Below are 21,015 nucleotides of genomic sequence, written 5' to 3'. Positions count from 1 at the left end.
TGATTCGACGCTGTCTCGAGTCAGACCCAACGCTGGTCCGACGCTCAGCTGGCCTTCTTGGCCGGCTGGGCAAAGATCGTGGCCGGGAAGGCACCCGACTGGGCCAGGACTTTGATCAGGCTGCGGCTCGGAGACACGAGTGCCTCGATCTCCTCATCACTGAGTGCTGACCAGGCGGCGGCGACCGTGCCGTCGGTGAGCTGCTCGACCTGTTCCTTGAGATCGCGGCCGGCATCGGTGATGGCCGGCAGGTCGAAGCCGCGCTCGTCGGCATCGACGGTGATGAGTCCGGCTTCGGCCAGGCGCGTCTGCGCGCTCTTCCATTCCTCATCGGTGAATCCACGGGTCTTCTGCGCCGCACGCGGCTTGAACGAGGCGCCCGTGGCGACATCGAGCATGAGTGCGTCGATGCCTGGAACACCTGCCGTCACGAGCGAGGCCACATGGCCGTCTCCCCGAAATTCTCGGGCAATCGTCGCCACGTCCCATAGCTGCTCGAACGCGGTGTTGGCCGTGTGCGCGGAGACTGCGTCCGCTGTGGCCTGGGCCAACACCCGACCCGAGAAGTCCATATTCGCCAGCACCGGCGTCATGGCTGTGGCCAGCTCCGTGGCCGCCTCGGTGAGCAGGGCTATGTCCTCGCGGGATTCGAAGAGTTCGGCCATGAAGACGGCCACCGCATCGAAGCGAGCTTGGACCATGGTTTCCGGTGAGACCTTCTCCCACAGCTTCGGGAACTGGTCTGAGAGGAAGGCGTGTGAGTAGTTGTAGTAGGCGGCGCTGACGACCCCGGCGTTCACGCGACCCAAGGGCGCCGACCGTGCCGCCAGGGTCCCTTCGACTCCGGTTTCGAGTCCGTGTTTGGCATATTCCTGCCCCACGGTCTCGGAGAAGTACATGGCCGAGTGGAATGAGTTGAGACGCGAAGAGACGGTCCTGATGTTCTGTGTGCGTGAAGGGTTCATGGTGCCAATCCTAGGGTCAGGTTCCTGTTGTGCTGGTCATGTTCGTGCCGCACCGATGTCGGTGGTGCTGGCGAACCAGTGAATATGGGCCGCGCATTCGCGCCGCGCCCGGTCAGCATCGCCGGTCAGAATGGCGTCGAGGAGACCGGCGTGTTGTTTCGTAAGTTCGGCTTGCACCCAGGCCCAGTCTTGGGTCGCGGCGGCCGCCGACGAGACATAGTCGATGATGCTGCTCGAGAGTGAGGCGAGGATGATGTCGGTGACCGGGTTGCCTGCGGCAGCGCACAGTTCACGGTGGAATCGGGCGTCGAGATCGTGGAAGGATTCCTTGACGATGCCGGGTTCGCGCATCTTAGCCAGGAGCTCATCCGCTCGCTTGAGGTGGGCCTCACCCAGTCCCCCATTTGGGACGATTGCCCCGGCCTCATCGTGACCGGCAGCGACAGCTTCTGCGGCGGTGGCGACCGCATCGGATTCGAGAACGACTCGTGTCGTCAGCACATCCGCAGGGGCGATATGTCGGGCCGAGACGTGCAGCTTCAGGGCCCGTGACAGGCCGACCGAGGGCTCGGAGACGATGACCGATCCGGCTCCTGGCCCCGATCCGACGCCGGAGCGGATGAGGCCGACGGCGTCGAGGATGCGGATGGCTTCGCGCACACTGGAGCGCGAAACGCCGAAGCGCTCGGCCAGGCTCCGCTCCCCCGGCAGCCGGTCGCCCAGGGTGAGGCTGCCGTCGAGGAACGCACGCTCGATTCCGGCAAGCACTATTTCATAAGCCTTATTCATCGTAATTGTCTTTTCGCCGTCCGTGAGTCAGTCAGAAGGCCCGGCATCTGCGCGGTGCCGATGTCACCAGCACCGAGGTCTTTGCTGGAACTTTCCTCTATGATATGGTCTGACCACATTTGTGACAAGAACCACTTCCGTCGCATTCGATCGACCTCCGCCCAGAGGCCATGCCCCGGATCCGATTCTTGGCGCTGCAGGCAACTCGGCTTGGAGGTCAGATGAAGATTGCACTGTTCGCCACGTGCATCGTCGATGCCATGTACCCGGAGGTCGCTCAGGCGACCGTGACGATTCTGCGCAGACTCGGACATCAGGTGATCTTCCCCGAAGGCCAGTCCTGTTGCGGTCAGATGCACATCAACTCCGGCAAGTTCGCGCAGGCCGAACCGGTCATCGCCAACCACGTTCGGGCTTTCACCGACACCGAATGGGACGTCGCCGTCGCCCCTTCCGCCTCCTGTGTGGCCTCGCTGGGACACCAACAGCCCATGGTCGCCAGCCGGATGGGCAACGATGCCCTGGCCTCGGAAGCCGCCGAAGTGGCCGGACGCACCTATGAACTCTCCCAGTTCCTCACCGATGTCCAAGGCGTCACGGATGCCGCAGCGGACCTCGGATCGTATTTCCCCCACCGCGTGACCTACCACCCCTCATGCCACGGGATGCGCCTGCTGCGTCTCGGTGATCGGCAGTCCGATCTGCTGCGCTCCGTCGAGGGCATCGACTACGTCGAACTTCCGCTCGCGGACTCGTGCTGTGGCTTCGGAGGGACGTTCTCGGTGAAGAACCCGGAGGTCTCCTCGGCGATGCTCGCCGATAAGATCCGCACCGTCCAGTCGACCGGCGCCGAGGTCTGCACCGGCGGAGACGCGTCCTGTCTCCTGCACATGGGCGGCGGAATGTCCCGCTTCCAACGCACCGGGAATTTCGAGGGCACCCCAGACGTCACGGCCGTGCATGTGAAGCACACGAGCTCAAACGATCCGTGCGATGACAATACGGACCACCTCACGGCTGTCGTCGGCGCCGGTGGCGATGACCACCTGGGCTCGAGCGGAGACAGCACGCGCCCGACGGAGCCGAGCAAAGTCCAGTCGGGTCTGCGAGTCGGGCAGTCCACGGTCCACCTGGCTCGGATCCTCGCTTCGACCAAGGAGGACCCATTGCGTGTCCAAAGTGAAGGAGCAACCGTGAGTGGAGGGAGCCTGCGATGACCTTTCTGGGAATGCCGCTGCTGCGGTCCACACACCACGACGACCATGAGATCCCCGGTGGGCAGGGCAACATCATCGAAGACGAGTCCTTCGCGAAGGTCTCGCACCGACATCTGTCGAACCAACAGCTGCGCGACAACATCGGACATGCCACCGCCTCGATCCGCGATAAACGCGCCGAGGTCGTGGCCGAACTTGATGACTGGGAGGCCCTGCGCGAGGCGGGATCACGAGCCAAGAATCATGTGATGGAGAACCTGCCCGAGTATCTGGCGCAGTTCGAAGAGAAGTTCACCGCTGCCGGCGGAATCATCCACTGGGCACGCGATGCCGATGAGGCCAACGCCATCGTCACCGAACTCGTCGAGGCCAACGCTCCTGTCCTCGACTCGGGGCGTCGTGAGGTGATCAAGGTCAAATCGATGGCGACCGAGGAGATCGGGCTCAACGAGCACCTCGAGACTCAGGACATCGATGCGTTCGAAACCGACCTCGCCGAACTCATCGTCCAACTCGGCGACGACAAGCCCAGCCACATCCTCGTCCCCGCCATCCACCGCAACCGCGATGAGATCCGCGACATCTTCATGGACAAGATGCCCGACGCCGATGAGCTGACGAACGAACCGGCAGTCCTCGCCGAGGCAGCCCGACGATATCTGCGCTCCAAGTTCCTGACGACGAAGGTCGCGATCTCCGGAGCGAACTTCGGCATCGCCGACACCGGGACGCTCGGCGTCGTCGAATCAGAGGGCAATGGCCGCATGTGCCTGACCCTGCCGGAGACCCTGATCACGGTGATGGGCATCGAGAAGCTGCTGCCCAGCTTCGACGATCTCGAGGTCTTCCTGCAGCTGCTGCCCCGGTCCTCGACCGGGGAGCGGATGAACCCGTACACCTCCTTCTGGACGGGCAAGACTCCCGGTGACGGTCCGCAGAACGTGCACCTCGTCATCCTCGACAACGGACGCACCCGCGCCCTGGCCGATGAGCACGGACGCACGGCGCTCAACTGCATCCGCTGCTCGGCGTGCATGAACGTCTGCCCCGTCTACGAACGCACCGGCGGCCACGCCTACGGATCGACCTACCCTGGTCCGATCGGCGCTATCCTCTCACCGCTGATGACCGGCGTGAAGACCGAGGAGAACGGGTCGCTGCCTTATGCCTCGAGCCTGTGCGGAGCCTGCTACGACGTGTGCCCGGTCAAGATCAACATTCCCGAGATCCTCGTCCACCTGCGCAACGAGGACGTCGAAGCCAACCACTCCCCTGTCTCCTCCCAGCTCGACACAGCGCTGACCGGAGCGTCGTGGATGATGAGCGAGGGCAAGAGGATGGCCGCGGCCGAATCCGGTCTGCCCCTCGCCCACAAGGCCACCGGAGGCAATCCGATCAACTCGCTGCCGGGCATCGCCGGCGCATGGACCTCGAGCCGTGACATCCCCGGGCTGCCGGAGAAGAGCTTCAGGGCGTTGTGGTCCGAGGACGAAGCCCGCACCCAGGACGAGGCCCGTGCAGAGGAAGAGGACGACGAGACATGACGGACACCGCACGAGAAGAAATCCTCGGCCGCATCAATCAGGCCCTCGGTCGCCGAGGCGGGGGCGAGTACGTCTCCTCCGCCTCCGGGACCGTCCCCACCGGTTCACCCGCTGAAGCTGCGGGGTCCAGGACCGGTGCGGGCCACGGCGCCGAGGACACCTCCGATGACGCCGGTTCGACGACTCCCGCAGCCGGCGGGGGCATGGTCAATCAGAGCGCGGACTATCTGCGCACCGGCACACATTCCGGCGAGGACCTCATCGAACTCCTCGTCGACCGACTTGAGGACTACAAAGCCAACGTCCACCGCGTCACCGGCGACCCTGCTGCGACCATCGCAGGACTCCTTGAGACGGGTTCGAACATCGTCGTGCCCCGCGGACTCGACGAGGCCTGGCTGCAGGAATTCTCCGGTGAGATCTCGGTCGACACTCCGGGTCAGGAGCTCAGCGTCCCCGAACTCGACACGCAGGCGGCAGTGGTGACCGCCTCGGCGGTGGCGATCGCGCAGACCGGAACCATCGTCCTCGACGGATCACCGGAGTGCGGCAGAAGGGCGATCACGCTCGTACCCGATCATCACGTGTGTGTCGTCCGCGTCGCCGACATCGTCGATATCGTGCCCGAGGGGATCGCACGTCTGACTCCGGAGGCGGCACTGACGTTCATCTCCGGGCCCTCGGCGACGAGCGACATCGAACTCAAACGCGTCGAGGGCGTCCACGGTCCGCGCACCCTCGACGTGGTCATCGTCGAGGAGTGAATCGGTCCCACTGCGACAGGGACAGTCACGGTACGCGACAATGGTGCCCATGACGACGGCTCGAACTCTGGAGTACCCGCACGAACCACCTCGGCGACGAAAGCGGCGGACGAAACTCATCGTCACCGCTGTCATCATCGTGGCCACGCTGCTCATCGGCTTCATCGCCGCCGACCGGGTGGTCGACTTCACCACCGAGTCGAAGATCGCTGAGGGCCTTAAGCCCTACGGCGATGCCGATGTGAACGTCGAGGGCTTCCCGGTGCTGACGCAGATGGCCGGGGGAAAGCTCAATACTGTGCATGTCACTGCCGATCGGGCCCACTATGAGAACGTCGACTTCACCGACGTCGATGCGAAACTCTTCGACGTTCCCGTCGACACCTCACGACCCATCGGCACGGTGGAGGCAAGCGGGGTGATTCCGCTGGAGACGATCGACTCGCTGGCCGCCGAACACGCCACGCTGCCCAGCGGCATGAAGTTCACCACGATCGACGACAAGCTCTTCCTCAAGGGCTCACTGCTCGGTCAGGATCTGCTCGTCGGCATCGAACCCAAGGCACAGTCCCGACAGGTCGTCGTCGATGCCACCACGATCAGGCTCGGATCAGCTGAGGTCGACATCGATTCGATCCCCTCGTTTCTGACTTCGTCGATCTCAGACATCGTCATCGACCTCGACTCCCTGCCTGCCGGCCTCGAACTCACCGATATCAAGGCCACCGATAGCGGCCTGGTCGTCAGCCTCCACGGCACCGGCGTCTCGCTGAACTGACTTACACGGAGCCGGAGACGAGCCGGTAATGTTCGTCTGGTGACGACATCACCCATCATTGACTTAGGCGACGATCCCGCTCGGTACCGCCCTGAACCCTCCGTGCTCGCTGCACTGCGTTCACCGCGACTGCTCACTCGTGAGGTTCTCGCCGGACTCGTCGTGGGCTTGGCGCTCATCCCGGAGGCGATTGCGTTCTCCATCATCGCCGGGGTCGATCCGAAGGTCGGGCTGTTCTCTGCCTTCATCATGGCTGTATCGATCGCTTTCCTCGGCGGCCGGCCGGCGATGATCTCAGCCGCGACGGGGGCCGTCGCCCTGGTCATCGCCCCCGTCGCCCGCACCTACGGCATGGACTTCTTCATCGCCACCGTCATGCTGGCCGGAGTCTTCCAGATCTTGCTGGCGGGCTCAGGGGTTGCCAAGCTCATGCGCTTCATTCCCCGCAGCGTCATGGTCGGCTTCGTCAATGCACTGTCGATCCTTGTCTTCTCCGCCCAGCTGCCCCATGTCATCGGAGTGCCGTGGCTTGTCTACCCACTGGTGGGACTCGGAATCCTCGTCATGGTGCTGATGCCGAAACTCACGAAGATCGTCCCCGCGCCTCTAGTCTCCATCGTCCTCATCACCGCCATCACAGTGCTCTTCGCCGTCGATGTGCCCACGGTGCGTGATCAGGGTGAACTGCCCCGCAGCCTGCCCCAACTCTTCATCCCAGATGTTCCTCTTACGTGGGACACCTTCACCACGATCGCGCCGTATGCGCTGGCGATGGCGCTCGTCGGTCTGATGGAGTCGCTGATGACGGCCAAACTTGTCGATGAGATCACCGATACCCATTCGAACAAGACCCGTGAGAGCTGGGGGCAGGGGGTGGCGAACATGATCTCCGGCCTCTTCGGCGGCATGGGCGGATGCGCCATGATCGGTCAGACGATGATCAATGTGAAGGCCTCCGGAGCGCGAACTCGCATATCGACGTTCATGGCCGGAGCGTTCCTTCTCATCCTCGTCGTCGTACTCGGCGATATCGTCAGCATCATCCCCATGGCCGCACTCGTGGCGATCATGATGATCGTGTCCATCGACACCTTCGAGTGGCATTCGATCCGCCCCTCGACTCTGAAGCTGCTGCCCAAGAGTGAAACCTTCGTCATGATCGCAACAGTGGTCGTCGTGGTTCTCACCGGAAACCTTGCGATCGGCGTGGTCATCGGAGTCTTCATCGCCAGTGTTCTCTTCGTCCGACGCGTCGCACACTTCGTCACCGTCGACCGAGAGGTCACCGAGGCTGGAGCCGCAGCTGGGGCGAGCGCCCACTACAGGGTCACCGGCGAGCTGTTCTTCGCCTCGTCGAATGATCTGACAACACAGTTTCACTATTCGCACGATCCCGATCGCATCGTCATCGATATGAGCGGCTCCCATGTCTGGGATGCCTCGACCGTGGCAGCCCTCGATGCGATCGTGACGAAATACGAGCAGCTGGGCAAGAGCGTAGAACTCATCGGCATGAATGAGTACACAGAGCGCCTCCACGCCCGGCTCTCCGGCGGTCTGGGGTCCTGAGCCCGCAGGCTGGGCTCGTGAACGTGCAGGCTGGGCTCGTGAACGTGCAGGGGCGTCCGGTAAACTGGCCCCGATGATTCCCACACAGCCCGACTCCGTATTCACACCGCAGGTGTGGGTCCTTGGGCACTCAGGCACAAATGGTTACATCACCTCGTGGGGACTGATGATGTCGGGCACAGCTCCACTTCTGGCCGGTGACCAACCCCGGCCCGCTATCTGCGCAGACTGCTGACTGAACAGACTGCCCTCTGAACACGCCGTCATGAGCACGACCGCCTCGGCGTTCGATCACTGACTGTTTCATCAGAGCACCCGCACAAGTGTCGGGCCGGAGAAGCACACCTTCCGGCAATGAAATGGACCCATCGTGACTTCACCATCCCCCGCCACCGGTTTTCGCCTGTTCACGTCCCTGCGCAAGGACACCGTGGGCGGCGGACTCCTCGTCATCGCCGCTCTCACGGCTCTCATCTGGGCGAACTCTCCGCTCTCTGACTCATACTTCGCGCTCAGAGACATCGAGGTCGGCTTCGCCCCGTGGCACCTGCAGCTGAGTCTGGGAACGTGGGCCGCCGACGGTCTGCTGGCGATCTTCTTCTTCCTGGTCGGGGTGGAGCTGAAGACCGAGTTCACCCACGGGGATCTGCGCAGCTTCCGCACGGCCATCGTCCCGATCACTGCTGCTGCCGGCGGGGTCATCGTCCCTGCCCTCATCTACACGGTGCTCATGGTCTCCCACCCGGAGCTGTTGCGCGGGTGGGCGATTCCCACTGCGACGGACATCGCGTTCGCCGTCGCGATCCTCGCAATCATCGGCTCCCATCTGCCCAAGTCGCTGCGCGTCTTCCTCCTCACCCTCGCCGCCGTCGATGATCTGCTGGCGATCGGCATCATCGCCGTCTTCTACACCGAGACCATTACCTTCGTCCCCCTCCTGGCGGCCGTTGCGGCCATCATCGCCTACGGACTCATCGCCTCCCGGTTCAGAACATTCTTCGTCGACCGCGCCTGGGCAGCCTGGGTCATCCTGCTGCCGTTGGGACTCATCGCCTGGGCGCTCATGCATTCCTCCGGTGTCCACTCCACAATCGCAGGCGTGCTGCTCGGGTTCACCATCCCCGCCCTGGCCAGCCGACGAAAGGGACGTCAGGCTCGCGAGGCGAAGGGCTCCCGCCTCTACGCTCAGAGCGACGAAGAGCGGCCCAACCTCGCCGAAATGATAGAACACCGCCTGCGCCCCCTGTCCGCGGGGTTCGCGGTCCCCGTGTTCGCCTTCTTCGCCGCGGGTGTCGCCGTGGGCGGCCTCGAGGGGCTGGCCACGGCGTTCACACAGCCGCTGACCTTTGCGATCATGGCAGCCCTAATTGTGGGCAAACCGTTGGGGATTCTGACCTCGACGTGGCTGGTCACCCGATTCACCTCGGCCGGACTGGACCAGAGCCTGAAATGGCCCGATCTGGCAGGGGTCGGTCTGCTCGCAGGAATCGGGTTCACTGTGTCCCTGCTCGTCGCCGAACTCAGCTTCACCCCGGGCTCCCCGGACCACGACTATGCGAAGGTCGCGATTCTCAGCGCCTCGGTCATCGCGGCGCTTCTGGCATCGGTGGTCTTGGGCGGCAGGAACCGCCGGTACCGCAAGACAGAGAACGCTACTCTGGATGTGGACCACCTCTGACGGCACCACCAGAAAGGCTCAATGATGAGCACCATCACCCCGGTAGGACAACGCTTCGAGTCCGAACTCACCCAGCTTGCCACTCTCGTCGACTCGGACCGTCCGGGCTGGACGAGGCGAGCGCTGAGCGAGTTCGACGTCGCCGGTCGCGACTACGCTCGGACACTGATGAAGCAGGCGGGCCTAACGACACGGATCGACGGGGCCGGCAATGTCATCGGGGTGCTGCCCGGTCGCCTCGGCGGGCGAGAGATCATGCTCGGGTCCCATACCGACACCGTTGACGGCGGTGGCCGCTTCGATGGGATCACCGGCGTCCTCGGCGCCATCGAGGTCGTGCGGCTGCTGCGGGAGAACAACGTTCGACTCGACCATGATCTTGTGGTCGTGGTCTTCTTCAACGAGGAGCCCAATGATTTCGGCTTCTTCTGCGTCGGCTCCCGGGCGATGACCGGACTCGTCGACCGCACCACTCTGGCAGCCACGGACACCGGTGGACGCAGCCTCGCCGAAGCACTGCCCGATTCCGGCATCGATCCCGAAGCCTTCCTCGATGCACGCTACGACTTCTCGAAGGTCATCGCGTTCCTCGAACTTCACATCGAGCAGGGGCCGGAGCTGGAGCGGATGGGCAAACAGATCGGCGTGGTTGAGACGATCACCGGGATCAACCACTTCAAGGCACTCTTCACCGGCCGTCAGGATCATGCCGGTACGACCCCGATGGATGTCCGCGCCGACGCAGGGTGTGCGGCCGCGGGCACCGTGCTCGCCGTCGAATCGATCGCCGAGTCCGGGACGAACACCCGCGGCACCAGTGGTCAGATCCAGTTCACTCCCGAGGCCGTGAATGTCGTCTCGGCCAATGCCAGCGTCGAAGGCGAATTCCGCGGCCCCGACGGTTCATGGCTGCAGGAGGTGCAGCGCAGGCTCACCGATGCCGCCAGTCAGAATGCTGATGCACGCGGTGTGCACGTGGAGATGGAGTGGACCACGGACGATGCGCCCGTGCCGCTGCATGAACCGATCACCTCCACCATCGCCGAGGTGGCCGATGAGCTTGGTCACACACGCGCCACAATGTTCTCCGGTGCCGGTCACGATGCGGGGATCATCGCCGCCAAGACACAGGTGGGCATGATCTTCGTGCCCTCGCGCGATGGCCGCAGCCACTGTCCCGAAGAATTCACCGAACTCGATGACATTCTCCCGGGAATCGAGGTTCTGCTCGAGACCGTGCTGCGCCTCGACGGGACCGCACTCTCAGGATAGTCTCCCCACCTGCACAGGGGTATGTGAGAATAGCAGGCGGGCAGCAGCGGGCCCCAACACACTCAGCCGAATTTCATCACACTGCAGGAGGTGCAATGCGATCCCCTATCCCTGATTTCTTGGACGAGACTCTCGATCGTCACAGATCAGACCGGTCCGGTGAGAACGCGGACTACATACCCGATCTGGCCTCGGCCGATCCGGAGAAACTGGGCATCTGCATCTCCACCCTCGACGGGGTCGAATATGCCTCGGGTGATTCGGAATACGAGTTCTCCATCCAGTCGATGTCGAAGCCGTTCATCTACGGCATGGCCATCGAGCAGGAAGGGCTGGCAGCGGTCCTCGAGATGGTCGGTGTCGAGCCCAGCGGCGAAGCCTTCAACGAGATCTCTTTGGACAAGATGTCCGGTAAGCCGCTGAACCCGATGATCAATGCCGGAGCCATGGTCATCCATTCGCTCCTGGGTGAGCCGGGCACCTCACTGGCCGAACGGATCGAGATCGTTCGAGCCGGCCTGTCCGAGTTCGCCGGTCGCGAGCTGCACATCGATGATTCAGTGGCCGAAGGCGAATGGGGTGAGGCCTACCGCAATGTCGCGATCGCCAATATGCTCCGGTCCTATGGTGTCTATACCGACCAGCCCGACGAGGTGGTCCAGGGCTATATCGCCCAGTGCTCGGTCGTCGTCACCACCAAAGATCTGGGAATCATGGCCGCCACTCTGGCCGCTGGCGGGGTCAACCCCATCACCGGCAAGCAGGTGCTCTCACCCCGTGTGAACCGACATGTCCTCGGCGTCATGATGACGTGTGGCATGTACGACGCTGCCGGTGACTGGATGACGGAGGTCGGCATACCCGCCAAGTCCGGCGTCTCCGGCGGAGTCTTCGGGGTCCTGCCCGGGCAGGTCGGCATCGCCACCTTCTCTCCGCGCTTAGACAAGCACGGGACGAGTGTTCGTGGGGCCAATATATTCCGGACTCTCTCACGCGAGCTGAGTCTGCACATCATGGACGCTCCTGAACCGGCTCGTTCGATCATTCGTCGTGACCGGCGCTTCGTTGATTCTCAGGGCGTCATGGTTCGCATCTGCAGTCTGCAGGGCCTCATCCAGTGGAGCGGTGCCGAAAACGTCATCCGAACCATGGATGCGCCCGAATCCAATATTGAGGCCTTCGTCCTCGACCTGCGCAGGGTCAACGAGATCAATGGGGTGGCCAGGCGCATGCTCACCGAGGCGATGAGTCGGCTCGAGGAGGACGGAAAACGCATCGCGCTCATGGACCCCGAAGACATGCTACTGTGCAAGAGCCCGAGCTCGTCCCTGCCCGACGTCGAATACGTCGACTCCCCCAAGGCGCTCAAGGGTCTGCGTCGGCTGCGTGAGGATTGGTCCCAGAGAGCCGTCTGACAAACCCCTTTGCTAAGGTGAGGCTAACTTATCCAATGAGAAGGAGCTTCATGACGAACCCACCGGTCTCAGAGACTCGTGCCCCGCGCCCGCCTCGCCCACAGGCTGTCCTGACCGTGCAAGAAATCAAGGACATCACCCCGAATCTCATCAGGATCAAGGTCGGTGGCGACGGCTTCGACGCGATCTCGCCCAACGAGGCGACGGACAAATACGTCAAACTCATGTTCGCAGATCCCGCGCACGGATTGACCCCGCCCTACGACCTGACGGATCTGCGTGAGAACTCTCCGGAGATGCTTCCCCGTAACCGTACGTATACCGTGCGGGAATTCAATGAGGACGAGAAGTGGCTGTCCCTGGACTTCGTCATCCACGGCGATGAGGGCGTCGCGGGACCCTGGGCCAAACAGGTTCAGCCCGGCGACACACTGGTCATGGTCGGAGCCGGAGGCAAATACCAGCCGAATCCGGATGCCCCATGGCATCTGCTCATCGCCGACCACACCGCGATCCCGGCCGTCAGCACGGCCCTCGAAGCCATGGACGCCGAGGCGAAGGGAACCGTCATCGCCGCCGTGGCCGAGGAAGCAGACCGAGTGCTTCCGGTGACACCGGCCGGCATCACCGTGGTCTGGGTCGACAATGACGATGAGCTCATTGCCGCTGTTCGCGGTCTCGACTGGCCCGAGGGAACACCGCAGGTCTTCGCCCATGGCGAGCGGGAGACGATCAAAACGATCCGGAAGGTCCTCAAGGAACACGAGGTGCCACGCGAATCGCTGTCGATCTCCGCCTATTGGGCCCGCGGTCGGGCCGAGGACCAGTTCCAGGCCGAGAAACGCGAACCCATCGGCAAGATCGACTGAACCTGTGGCCCAACAGCACCTTCGGTCGATCAGCTGAGATTGAGGGTCTCGACCACCTCGGCGATCCTTTGTTTCTGAGTATCTGTCAGGCCGAGGATCGGCAGAGGCAGGGACGAGGGGCCGACGAGTCCGAGATGTTCTGCGATGGCGGCGGTGACCCGCAGGCTGCCGCCGAATTCGGCGAAGAGGTCCCACAACGGCTGGAGCTGTGCGGAGAGTTCCGATGCTCTCTCGGCCTCACCGTTGAGAGCGGCCCGGGTGATTGAGAGCATTGGGCTCGGCAGGGTTCCGCCGACTGCCGTGTACCAGGCATCGCAGCCGGCATTGAGCCCGGCCGCCCCGAAGGCATCGCCGGAGATCCCGATGCTCACCTGATCGTCGGTGGCGGCACGGATCGCCTCGACATGAGCGGTGAAATCCGGGGGCGACATCGCCAGTCCGGGGATCTTGATCGAGGCCACGCCCTCAAGCGCGGCCAGGCGCGCGTAGAGGTCGGTGGTGAAGGTGAAGTGCGTGGTGCCGGGATTGTCGTAGACGACAACAGGCAGATCGCTCGCCGAGGTGACCGTCCGGAAGAGTTCGAATACGTCGTCCTCGGTCAACGGCTGATAGCTGACGGGAGCGAGCAGGAGACCCTGGGCGCCGGCGGCCTCAGCGGCACGCACGTTGGCCAGCACTTCCCGTGTGCGCAGTGCACCGACCCCGACGAACACGGGAATCCCGGCGGCATGGTCAACGGTCAGTCGGGCGACCCGGGCACGTTCGTCCGGGGTGAGGTAGACGTATGATCCGGTCGAGCCCAGTGCGGTGATCGAATCTACTTCGGCTGCGACGAGGCGACCGATCAGTCCTTCATATGCAGCCTCGTCGATCTCCTCGTCCCGGATCGGGGTCAGCGGGAAGGCGCTCAGACCGGTGAACAGGGAGTGGGAATGGTCGGCTGGATCTGTCATGTCATTGTCTCCGTGGAAGTGGCCTCGGTGTCAGTGGAAGCCACCGATCGCAGGTAGTCCTCAAGCTGGTGGAAGTCGGGCTGGGAAGACGGGTCCATCACTGCTTCGGCGCCGACGGTGTTGACCGGGCTGCGGGGCAGTGCCTTCGCGAAGGCCACCTGCCGACCGTGTTCGTACAGGGCCGAGCCCTGCGAGCCGTACGTGACTGCAACCAGCTTCGCCTCAGGCAGCTGCGGGAGCAGGTCGTATTCGGTTTCGTTGACGATGATGAGATCGGCGCGTTCGACCACCTCGGCGGGTAAGGGCAATGCCGGTGCGGCGTTGATGACGAATCGCCCGCGCACGGAATGTGACAGTTCTTTGATGAGGTCAAGGGAGATTTCGAGCTGCGTGAGCACGGACTCATGGGCGTGGAATTCTCGCCCGGCGAGGCTCACATGCGCATTCGCCCCTTCACAGACCGCGATCTGATTCTCACCGGCTGCGGGCAGGCGCTGGGTGGTGGCCATGATATCAGCGTTGATGCTGCCGACGACGGTGAGAGCGAGGTCAATGCTCATGTGTACTCCCACAACTCATGCCGGCACCCGAGTAGCTTCTCGGGTGCCGGCATGGTCGGTGGCTGTTGGTCAGGAGCCGTGGACGACGAGCTCGACCGGGATGTTTCCGCGAGTGGCCTTCGAGTAGGGGCACAGCTCGTGGGTGCGATCGACGACCTTCTGTGCGGTGTCCTGATCGGCGCCGGGGATGGTCACGGTGAGCTTGACGCTGATTCCAAAGCTCTCGCCCTCCTTGCCGATTCCGACCTCGGAGTTGACGACGGACTTCGAGGTGTCGACACCGAGTTCCTTGCCGGCCAAGCCCATTGCGCCCTGGAAGCAGGCTCCATAGCCGACGGCGAAGAGCTGCTCCGGGTTGGTTCCGCCACCGGGTCCGCCCATTTCCTTGGGGCTGCGCAGGTCGACGTCGAGGACCTTGTCATCCGTGGTTCCATGACCGTCGCGGCCTCCGGTGACCTCGGCCCTTGCGGTGTAGGCAATGCTCTCTGGGGTATTCATAACACGTCTCCTGTTCGTCGAATCGTGATGTCACAGTTCGTGGTCCTTCACGCAGAAGGCACCTGGCACCGAGTATTGTCACTTCGCCGACGGAAGTCCATACCTGCGGACCCCTGATCAGCTGAAAGAGGAAATTTACGAGTCCCGGGTATGCGAAAAGTGAATCGCTCCGGGGATAATAGAGGCAGGGAGATTGGAAGAAGGAGATTCTCTCGTGCCAGTGAAATACACCGACGAACTCAAGGCTCGTGCCGTCGAGCTCGTCATGCATGCCCAAGCTGACCCCGATACTGCGAACGGGGCCATCACCCGCGTCGCGAACGAACTCGGGCTGAGCAAAGAAACCCTGCGAGTCTGGGTGCGCAAACACAAGGACTCCGGTAAAGCTACGCCGACGGAGTCAGTCGACCTTGAAGCTGAGAACCGCCGTCTGCGAGCCGAGTTAGCCGAGTCAAGATGGGCCAACGAGATCCTGAAGAAGGCCTCGGCTTTCTTCGCGGCGGAGCTCGACCGCCCATCAAAGTGATCGTTGACTTCATCGACGAGAACAAACACGAGTTTGGAGTCGAGCCAATCGTGCGCGCCCTGTCAGGGACTGCTGCGCGGATTGCTGTGAGCTCGTATTACGCCTTCAGAAAGCGGCAGCCCTCTGCCCGGACTCTTCGGGACCGGGAACTCATAGTCGTCATCAAGGACGTCTATGAGGCGAACTATTCGTGCTACGGGGTACGCAAGATGTGGAAGGCGATCAACCGTGACTACGCAGATCGGTTCGGCAACATCGCCCGGTGCACGGTCGAGCGGTTGATGAGGTGGCTGGGCATCGACGGGATCCGTCGGAAGCGGAAGCGTCCGAAGACGGCCTCGGCCAGGGCCGAGGAGTGCCCGAACGACCTCGTCGAACGCGAGTTCTCAGCAGCGGGACCGAACTGTCTTTGGGTCGCTGACATCACGTACGTGCCGACGACTGCTGGGTGGGTGTACACGACGTTCATCCTCGATGTCTTCCATCGTGAGATCGTGGGCTGGCAGGTGACGAACCATATGCGCGAGTTTCTAGCCAGGGATGCGTTGACGATGGCTCTGGCTGCGAAATTCCGTGCCGGCGAGGACGTATCCGGGCTTGTCCACCACTCGGATCGCGGCGTGCAATTCCGGTCGATTCGCTATGGCGAGACCCTGGCGGAGTCAGAGGTCGTGGCGTCTGTGGGGTCCCGTGGGGATTCCTACGACAATGCCATGGCTGAGGCGCTGAACTCGGTTTATAAGGCTGAGTTAATTGATCGGAAAGAGTGGTCGGGGTTGATTGAGGTGATGGCAGAGACGTCGAAATGGGTTTTTTGGTACAACCAGGAACGCTTGCATTCGGCGATCGGGTACCGGCCGCCGTTCGAGGTGCATGCTGCGTGGATCAACCAGGATGACATCGAGTCGGTAGCCGCTTAGGAAACCAAGGAAAACAGCCTCTACGAAACAGCGAGAATGGTAGTGAGGCTTCTGGCGGGATCTGACTTCCTATGAAACTGACGCTTCGGCTTTCGGAGTTGTCCTGCCCAGGACTCGTCGATACCGCCAGGAGCCTCGAGCAAAGTCTGGAAGACCAGGCTGAGCGGGGATGTGACTTCATAGGACCCTGTTCAACATGTCTCATCACTGTTGTGTCCTCCCGGCCCGGCTCGAGTCATCCAACACGTTACTCGTGAAGGAGAGGACCACATCATGAAGGCCTTACCTGTTTCGACTCACGAAACCATCATCGCGGGAGTCGATGCGCACAAGGACACTCACCATGTGACGATACTGACCCGGACAGGCGAAAAGATCGCTGATCGGCAGTTCAACGCCACCACCAGCGGATACAACAAACTGCTGGACTGGGTAGTTGGGTTCGGGGCCGTCGACAAGATCGGACTGGAATCAACGGGCTCGTACGCTGCAGGCCTGTCAAGATTCCTGGTCGATCATGAGGTCGATGTGCGCAAGACACTGGCCGGTGAAGCAACCGCGGTGCCAAAGGTGTCGACCGAGATCATCGAGTCCATCAGAGAGCTAACCGTGGTCCGGGCATCGGCGGTTAAAGCGCGTACTGTGGCTCTTGTTCAGCTCCAAGACGTTGCCATCACTGCTCCCGCTTCTCTTCGTGAGCACTTGGATGCGCGATCGGGCCAAGGGCTGGCCAGACAGTGCGCCAAGCTTCGAGCAGATGGCGATCGTCTTGACGACCCCGCACAGGCCGCCAAACTGTGTCTGCATGGACTGGCCAACCGAGTACGCGACCTCGACACAGAGATCGCCACGCTCGATGGTCATCTGGACAAGCTGGTCACGATTGTGGCACCGACTCTGCTGTCACGAGTCGGAATCAGCACCAGGCACGCTGCTCAGTTCGTGATCACTGCCGGAGAGAATATCGACCGGTTGGCGTGTCGGAGGCAGCGTTCGCCCGACTGTGTGGCACAGCTCCGATACCAGTTTCGTCAGGAAAGTCGCATCGAATGCGGCTTCATCGTGGTGGTGATCGGCAAGCGAATCGAGCACTGCACATGGTGACAGTCTGCCGGTTGCGATACGACGAGAGGATGATCGCGTACATGGAGCGTCGGCAGAGCGTGGGACTGTCGAAGAAGGACGTCATGCGGTGCTTGAAGCGATTCATTGCTAGAGAGGTATTTAATGATCTCAAAGTGGACCTCGGAATCGCTTGACAATCTATAGAACCGTCCCGGAGCTTGACAGGGCGTGGGCTTTGATCGTCATGCCTGCGGGCGTGGAGCCTGCCGCATGGTGTTCGACCGCGAGGAGACCGGCAGCACGGCGGATGCGTTCACGTTGGGCTTGCACCTGCTGGATCGTCACTTGGCGCCTCCCCCGACGTTGCGGAGGATCTTCGGGCTCTCGGCTGCCGCGAGTTTCATCTGCTCCGGGGTGGCACCGATCGCGGGCAACAGGGCGGTGATGACTGCTTCGAACTGTTCACCAGTGCGCTCAGCGATGCGGACTTGTCGCTCATCCACACCCGCCTTCAACGTTTCGCTGGCGTACCGGGCGAGCTGGTCCTGAGCTTTGTGCAACAGCGTGTAGACAACGTGCTGACGGGCTTCCTGGACGGTCTCAGACTTTCCGCCCATAGGGTTGTCTTCCTCGGACTCCTTCGTCTTCCCCCACCAGAGTTCACCGTCCGTTTCGAGGAGCTCCACCTGATGCCTGAGCCATTCGACCTCGCCGGCTTTGGACGCGACGAGGTCCAGGAGTGCCTGTGCGGGGTCTAGGTCGGTGTGGGGTGTGCCGAGGCGTCGGGCAACACGGGTGAGCTTCTCTTGCTCGAGGTTGCGGGTGGCGGCGGTCTTGGCGCGCTTGCTGGATCCCCCATGCACCCGGCAGACGGTGAGTCCGTGCACGGGGTAGGAGTTGCACTGCCGTTGGGTGGACTTGCTGAATCCTTGGCACTTGGCCGGGTCCCACCCGCTGCGATCGATGTCTTTGCGCTTGACCATCAGAGCCCACTGACTTCGGTGGTGACGTGGATGGTCGCGTCATTGGGGGCCGAGTGCCGGTGGTCTCCGATGGTGAGGGTGGAGGTGTCGGTGGCGGCTTCGAGGGTGATGTTGTGGAGTGTGCCGCGTGCGCAGCGACCGAGGTGTGCCAACGTCGGGAGGGTGACTGTCTTCCCGAGGGCGTCGGCGGTGAGGTTGCGAACTATCATGCACGGAGCATGCGACCGGACACGGGAAAGATGCCAGAGACGACACGCGGGAGACAAAAAGAGAGTGGCCCTAGCGCGTTTGCGTGGGCCACTCTTCAAGGTTGAAACTACTCTGGCGCGTTAGCCTTCGATAATCTGAAAATCACCTTTCAGCCGAAGTTCACCGACCTTGATCACCTGGAGGTCACCGACCTCAAGCTTCTTCCGGGCGTTCTCTTCTTGGAAGAAGATGTCCTCAACTGCGGCATCGCTCAAGAGCTCGATCGCTTCTCCACCATCGGGAGTCGGTCTGTACGTCGCCATGTAGTGGTATGCGTAAACGGTGTCACCGGATTCGATCGTGTGGTCGTCCGCATCCTCGACCTCACGTTCCTCCCAGCTGATTTTGTATTCTGGCTGCTCCTTCTGGACGCGAAGACACTCGGCTCTGCTAGCAAAAATACCAACCAACGGGTCGATCAATTCTTCATCGTCGAAGGGGGAGGTCTGTTCAGCGAATAACAGATACACAGTTTGGTTGCTCATGTCTCTAGTCTTTCTCTAGGAGAATCAGTGCGGTCCGCAGTTTGCGCTGCGTGGGCTTGCGTATACGCGAGCCCAGTATGTGTGTCCGTGATAGCGGAGCCGGCCAATCGTACTGGCTGACCAATTGTGCTTCTTCTTACCTTTGCATAGGTAGTTCATGTTCTTCTGCTGGAACTTGACCGCCCAGTCTTTCTTGTCCTTGTATTTATACTTACCAACTTTGAGATCTTTGGCCTGCGCGGTTTGCGGTACCTGAATACCGGTTTTCACCCACATCAAAGCGTTTTTGTAGCGCAGTTGGGAGGCCATCTTGATCCCAGTCACCTTCTTCGTGCACACAGTGACTGGTTTGACTCCTCCGTAATCGTGGTTGCCCGAATCTCGCGTGTGGAAACTCTCAGGATAGAGCTTGCACGGACCGAATCTGGCACTCCCAGCCTGTGCTGACACGCCCCCAGGGTTCTCCTGCTCAATCTTGTCGAGCTTCTTCATCGCCTCCTCTTCAGTCTCTGCTTCGACGTAAGGTGAGGAGCCTTGTACGGTATTCAGATCTTCATCGGAGATTTGGTTGGGGGTTGTCGCTGCAGCTGGAGTCACAGCGAGGCTGACGAGCATTGTGGCCGCTGCGGCGCTAGCGACCAGTGTCTTCATCAGTTTCATGAGACTAACCTTCCGTTCTTTGCCCAAGTTAACTTACCGCCATTCAGCGGCACCTGAGAAGCTACCCGACTTCGCCCTTGCCGCACATCCCATGAAAATATGAAGTTCAGCCTCTTCTGCCACGCTGGCCTCTATGGTTCCTGGCACTGTGAACGAGCTGTCCGCGCATGATCGGATGATCCTTGACCTCGAGAAGACAGCGTCATCTGCCGAAGCCCGTGAAGCGTTGTGCCGGCGCATTGATCTGCCGCCCGAGAAGTACGCTGTTGTGCTCGAGGGGCTGGTGGATACGGACGCGGCTTACAGTTACGCGCCAGACGTTGTGGAGCGGGTCAGGCTGTTGCGGGCGGAGCGGTTCGCGTTCGAACGACGACAAGGACGGTGGAAGACGTTCGTGCGTTAGCGCGACACCGCATGTCATCCCAACCTCGACCAGTGCCCGGTTACGGTTCGTGCTGTGCCTGCTGCCCTGCTTCGCCATTGTCTTCCTGGGCCCGGTGTTCCGCGAGCTGGCGTTCAAGGTCAGCGATTTTCACGTCCATGTCACGCCCATCATCTCTACCACCAGCCAAAATGAGGTTGCGTCTTTCAACTAGCTGGTCGTGTTCTTGGATAATGTCGACCTGCTCAGCAACGGCAGTGTTTACTAGCCACTTGTAGTGGTCAACCATCGCCTCAAGGTGAGGTCGAATGTGGCCACTAATGACGACCTTATCGCCAGCCTCGCGCAATAGTTTCTTGGCTGAACTATCTAGTCGGGCATTGTTTAGAAGTGGCTCCGTTGCCAAGCCCACAGATCCAGTGCCCGAGTCCAGGAAGGCGACGAAGGTCCAGGGGGGCTGAAAGAGAATGCAGTAGATGGTTTCTCAGCTTCCCGAAGAAGAGCCTGGTTGGGTCCCCGAGTAGGAGTCCGGTGACTATGTGAGTTTCGCATCCGATAATGGATGCAAGGAGGAAATTCACAGATCATGGCACGTAGACATACCCCGGATCAGGTCATCGCGAAAGTGCGTCAGGGCCAGAAGATGCTCAATGAAGGTCGCCCGATGATCGAGGTCATCAAGGAGCTGCAGATCACCGAGGCGACCTGGTATCGGTGGCTTCAGCAGTACGGGTCCGAGAAGAACGCCACGCAGACCAAAGCGGTCAAGGACCTCGAGAAAGAAAACGCCCGATTGAAGAAGCTGGTGGCGGAAAAGGAACTGGCCATCGACATTTTGAACGAGGTGGCGCGGGGAAAATTCTGAGCCCCGAAC

The 21,015-nt window shown here is 61.8% G+C and carries 24 protein-coding genes, 2 pseudogenes and 1 other annotated feature; of the genes and pseudogenes, 15 read left to right on the top strand and 11 right to left on the bottom strand.

Annotated features, from left to right (window positions below; genetic code table 11):
* Positions 1–44: 44 nt before the first annotated feature.
* Positions 45–965 carry an SCO6745 family protein gene (locus BSP239C_RS15270; RefSeq protein ID WP_101574219.1) on the bottom strand — a complete coding sequence of 307 codons (921 nt, stop codon included), beginning with the start codon at positions 963–965 and terminating at the stop codon, positions 45–47.
* Between the two features lie 36 nt (positions 966–1,001).
* Positions 1,002–1,754: a FadR/GntR family transcriptional regulator gene (locus BSP239C_RS15265; protein WP_101574218.1), complete on the bottom strand. Its 753-nt coding sequence runs from the start codon at positions 1,752–1,754 to the stop codon at positions 1,002–1,004.
* A gap of 221 nt (positions 1,755–1,975) precedes the next feature.
* On the opposite strand from BSP239C_RS15265, the pseudogene BSP239C_RS15260 reads away from it, so the two are divergent.
* The 9 genes and pseudogenes from BSP239C_RS15260 to BSP239C_RS15220 all read left to right on the top strand — a co-directional run.
* Positions 1,976–2,665: pseudogene (locus BSP239C_RS15260) on the top strand ((Fe-S)-binding protein); the annotation flags it as partial.
* A 302-nt stretch (positions 2,666–2,967) separates the two neighbouring features.
* Complete coding sequence (locus tag BSP239C_RS15255) at positions 2,968–4,515, top strand: lactate utilization protein B (RefSeq protein ID WP_374701038.1); 1,548 nt, start codon at positions 2,968–2,970, stop codon at positions 4,513–4,515.
* Complete coding sequence (locus tag BSP239C_RS15250; RefSeq protein WP_257930241.1) at positions 4,512–5,279, top strand: LUD domain-containing protein; 768 nt, start codon at positions 4,512–4,514, stop codon at positions 5,277–5,279. Before BSP239C_RS15255 ends, BSP239C_RS15250 begins: the two co-directional genes overlap by 4 nt.
* Before the next feature lie 49 nt (positions 5,280–5,328).
* Complete coding sequence (locus BSP239C_RS15245) at positions 5,329–6,057, top strand: DUF2993 domain-containing protein (RefSeq protein ID WP_101574216.1); 729 nt, start codon at positions 5,329–5,331, stop codon at positions 6,055–6,057.
* A 39-nt stretch (positions 6,058–6,096) separates the two neighbouring features.
* A complete protein-coding gene (locus BSP239C_RS15240; protein WP_257930240.1) occupies positions 6,097–7,626 on the top strand; it encodes a SulP family inorganic anion transporter in 1,530 nt (509 codons plus the stop codon).
* A gap of 370 nt (positions 7,627–7,996) precedes the next feature.
* On the top strand, positions 7,997–9,304 hold the full coding sequence (nhaA, locus tag BSP239C_RS15235; RefSeq protein ID WP_101574215.1) for a Na+/H+ antiporter NhaA: 1,308 nt from the start codon (positions 7,997–7,999) through the stop codon (positions 9,302–9,304).
* Positions 9,305–9,325: 21 nt separating this feature from the next.
* A complete protein-coding gene (locus BSP239C_RS15230; protein ID WP_101574214.1) occupies positions 9,326–10,576 on the top strand; it encodes a Zn-dependent hydrolase in 1,251 nt (416 codons plus the stop codon).
* A gap of 95 nt (positions 10,577–10,671) precedes the next feature.
* Entirely contained in the window at positions 10,672–11,991 is a 1,320-nt protein-coding gene (locus tag BSP239C_RS15225) for a glutaminase (protein ID WP_101574213.1), read from the top strand.
* Between the two features lie 50 nt (positions 11,992–12,041).
* Positions 12,042–12,860, top strand: a complete 819-nt coding sequence (locus BSP239C_RS15220) for a siderophore-interacting protein (protein WP_101574212.1) — start codon at positions 12,042–12,044, stop codon at positions 12,858–12,860.
* A gap of 29 nt (positions 12,861–12,889) precedes the next feature.
* On the opposite strand, the gene BSP239C_RS15215 is transcribed toward BSP239C_RS15220, so the two are convergent.
* From BSP239C_RS15215 to BSP239C_RS15205, 3 genes are all read right to left on the bottom strand, one after another.
* Positions 12,890–13,813 carry a dihydrodipicolinate synthase family protein gene (locus BSP239C_RS15215; protein WP_101574211.1) on the bottom strand — a complete coding sequence of 308 codons (924 nt, stop codon included), beginning with the start codon at positions 13,811–13,813 and terminating at the stop codon, positions 12,890–12,892.
* Positions 13,810–14,373 (bottom strand): hypothetical protein, encoded by a 564-nt coding sequence (locus tag BSP239C_RS15210; RefSeq protein ID WP_101574210.1) that lies wholly within the window; start codon positions 14,371–14,373, stop codon positions 13,810–13,812. The genes BSP239C_RS15215 and BSP239C_RS15210 overlap by 4 nt, the downstream gene beginning before the upstream one ends.
* 69 nt (positions 14,374–14,442) lie before the next feature.
* A complete protein-coding gene (locus tag BSP239C_RS15205) occupies positions 14,443–14,871 on the bottom strand; it encodes an organic hydroperoxide resistance protein (RefSeq protein ID WP_101574209.1) in 429 nt (142 codons plus the stop codon).
* Between the two features lie 214 nt (positions 14,872–15,085).
* On the opposite strand from BSP239C_RS15205, the gene BSP239C_RS15200 reads away from it, so the two are divergent.
* The 4 genes from BSP239C_RS15200 to BSP239C_RS21185 all read left to right on the top strand — a co-directional run bounded on the left by BSP239C_RS15200 (position 15,086) and on the right by BSP239C_RS21185 (position 17,576).
* Complete coding sequence (locus BSP239C_RS15200) at positions 15,086–15,397, top strand: transposase (protein WP_101574208.1); 312 nt, start codon at positions 15,086–15,088, stop codon at positions 15,395–15,397.
* Positions 15,328–16,317 carry an IS3 family transposase gene (locus tag BSP239C_RS15195; RefSeq protein WP_101574207.1) on the top strand — a complete coding sequence of 330 codons (990 nt, stop codon included), beginning with the start codon at positions 15,328–15,330 and terminating at the stop codon, positions 16,315–16,317. The genes BSP239C_RS15200 and BSP239C_RS15195 overlap by 70 nt, the downstream gene beginning before the upstream one ends.
* Positions 15,358–15,474 (top strand) — a sequence feature (AL1L pseudoknot). (Overlaps the previous gene by 117 nt.)
* A gap of 273 nt (positions 16,318–16,590) precedes the next feature.
* Positions 16,591–17,421, top strand: coding sequence for a transposase (locus BSP239C_RS15190; protein WP_257930239.1), 831 nt, complete (start codon positions 16,591–16,593; stop codon positions 17,419–17,421).
* Complete coding sequence (locus tag BSP239C_RS21185; protein ID WP_257930243.1) at positions 17,319–17,576, top strand: IS110 family transposase; 258 nt, start codon at positions 17,319–17,321, stop codon at positions 17,574–17,576. The genes BSP239C_RS15190 and BSP239C_RS21185 overlap by 103 nt, the downstream gene beginning before the upstream one ends.
* Before the next feature lie 4 nt (positions 17,577–17,580).
* Here the strand turns inward: BSP239C_RS21185 and BSP239C_RS20780 are convergent, their stop codons facing one another.
* The 5 genes from BSP239C_RS20780 to BSP239C_RS15170 form a co-directional block, all read right to left on the bottom strand.
* Positions 17,581–17,727, bottom strand: coding sequence for a hypothetical protein (locus BSP239C_RS20780; protein WP_180959058.1), 147 nt, complete (start codon positions 17,725–17,727; stop codon positions 17,581–17,583).
* On the bottom strand, positions 17,724–18,365 hold the full coding sequence (locus BSP239C_RS15185) for a hypothetical protein (RefSeq protein ID WP_101574206.1): 642 nt from the start codon (positions 18,363–18,365) through the stop codon (positions 17,724–17,726). Before BSP239C_RS15185 ends, BSP239C_RS20780 begins: the two co-directional genes overlap by 4 nt.
* Positions 18,365–18,574 (bottom strand): hypothetical protein, encoded by a 210-nt coding sequence (locus tag BSP239C_RS15180; protein ID WP_101574205.1) that lies wholly within the window; start codon positions 18,572–18,574, stop codon positions 18,365–18,367. The genes BSP239C_RS15185 and BSP239C_RS15180 overlap by 1 nt, the downstream gene beginning before the upstream one ends.
* 120 nt (positions 18,575–18,694) lie before the next feature.
* Complete coding sequence (locus BSP239C_RS15175) at positions 18,695–19,099, bottom strand: hypothetical protein (RefSeq protein WP_101574204.1); 405 nt, start codon at positions 19,097–19,099, stop codon at positions 18,695–18,697.
* A gap of 24 nt (positions 19,100–19,123) precedes the next feature.
* Entirely contained in the window at positions 19,124–19,759 is a 636-nt protein-coding gene (locus tag BSP239C_RS15170; RefSeq protein ID WP_101574203.1) for a hypothetical protein, read from the bottom strand.
* 133 nt (positions 19,760–19,892) lie between these two features.
* On the opposite strand from BSP239C_RS15170, the gene BSP239C_RS15165 reads away from it, so the two are divergent.
* Complete coding sequence (locus BSP239C_RS15165) at positions 19,893–20,162, top strand: DUF3263 domain-containing protein (protein ID WP_101574202.1); 270 nt, start codon at positions 19,893–19,895, stop codon at positions 20,160–20,162.
* Between the two features lie 40 nt (positions 20,163–20,202).
* On the opposite strand, the gene BSP239C_RS15160 is transcribed toward BSP239C_RS15165, so the two are convergent.
* Positions 20,203–20,430 carry a hypothetical protein gene (locus BSP239C_RS15160; RefSeq protein ID WP_180959057.1) on the bottom strand — a complete coding sequence of 76 codons (228 nt, stop codon included), beginning with the start codon at positions 20,428–20,430 and terminating at the stop codon, positions 20,203–20,205.
* Positions 20,431–20,727: 297 nt separating this feature from the next.
* Between BSP239C_RS15160 and BSP239C_RS15155 the strand changes: the two are divergent.
* Positions 20,728–21,000, top strand: a pseudogene (locus tag BSP239C_RS15155) (transposase); the annotation flags it as partial.
* Positions 21,001–21,015 lie beyond the last annotated feature (15 nt).

This window comes from Brevibacterium sp. 239c, assembly GCF_900169365.1.
Lineage (GTDB): Bacteria > Actinomycetota > Actinomycetes > Actinomycetales > Brevibacteriaceae > Brevibacterium.
Note: the sequence above shows the minus strand (reverse complement) of the source record. Positions and strands in the feature narration are given on the sequence as shown.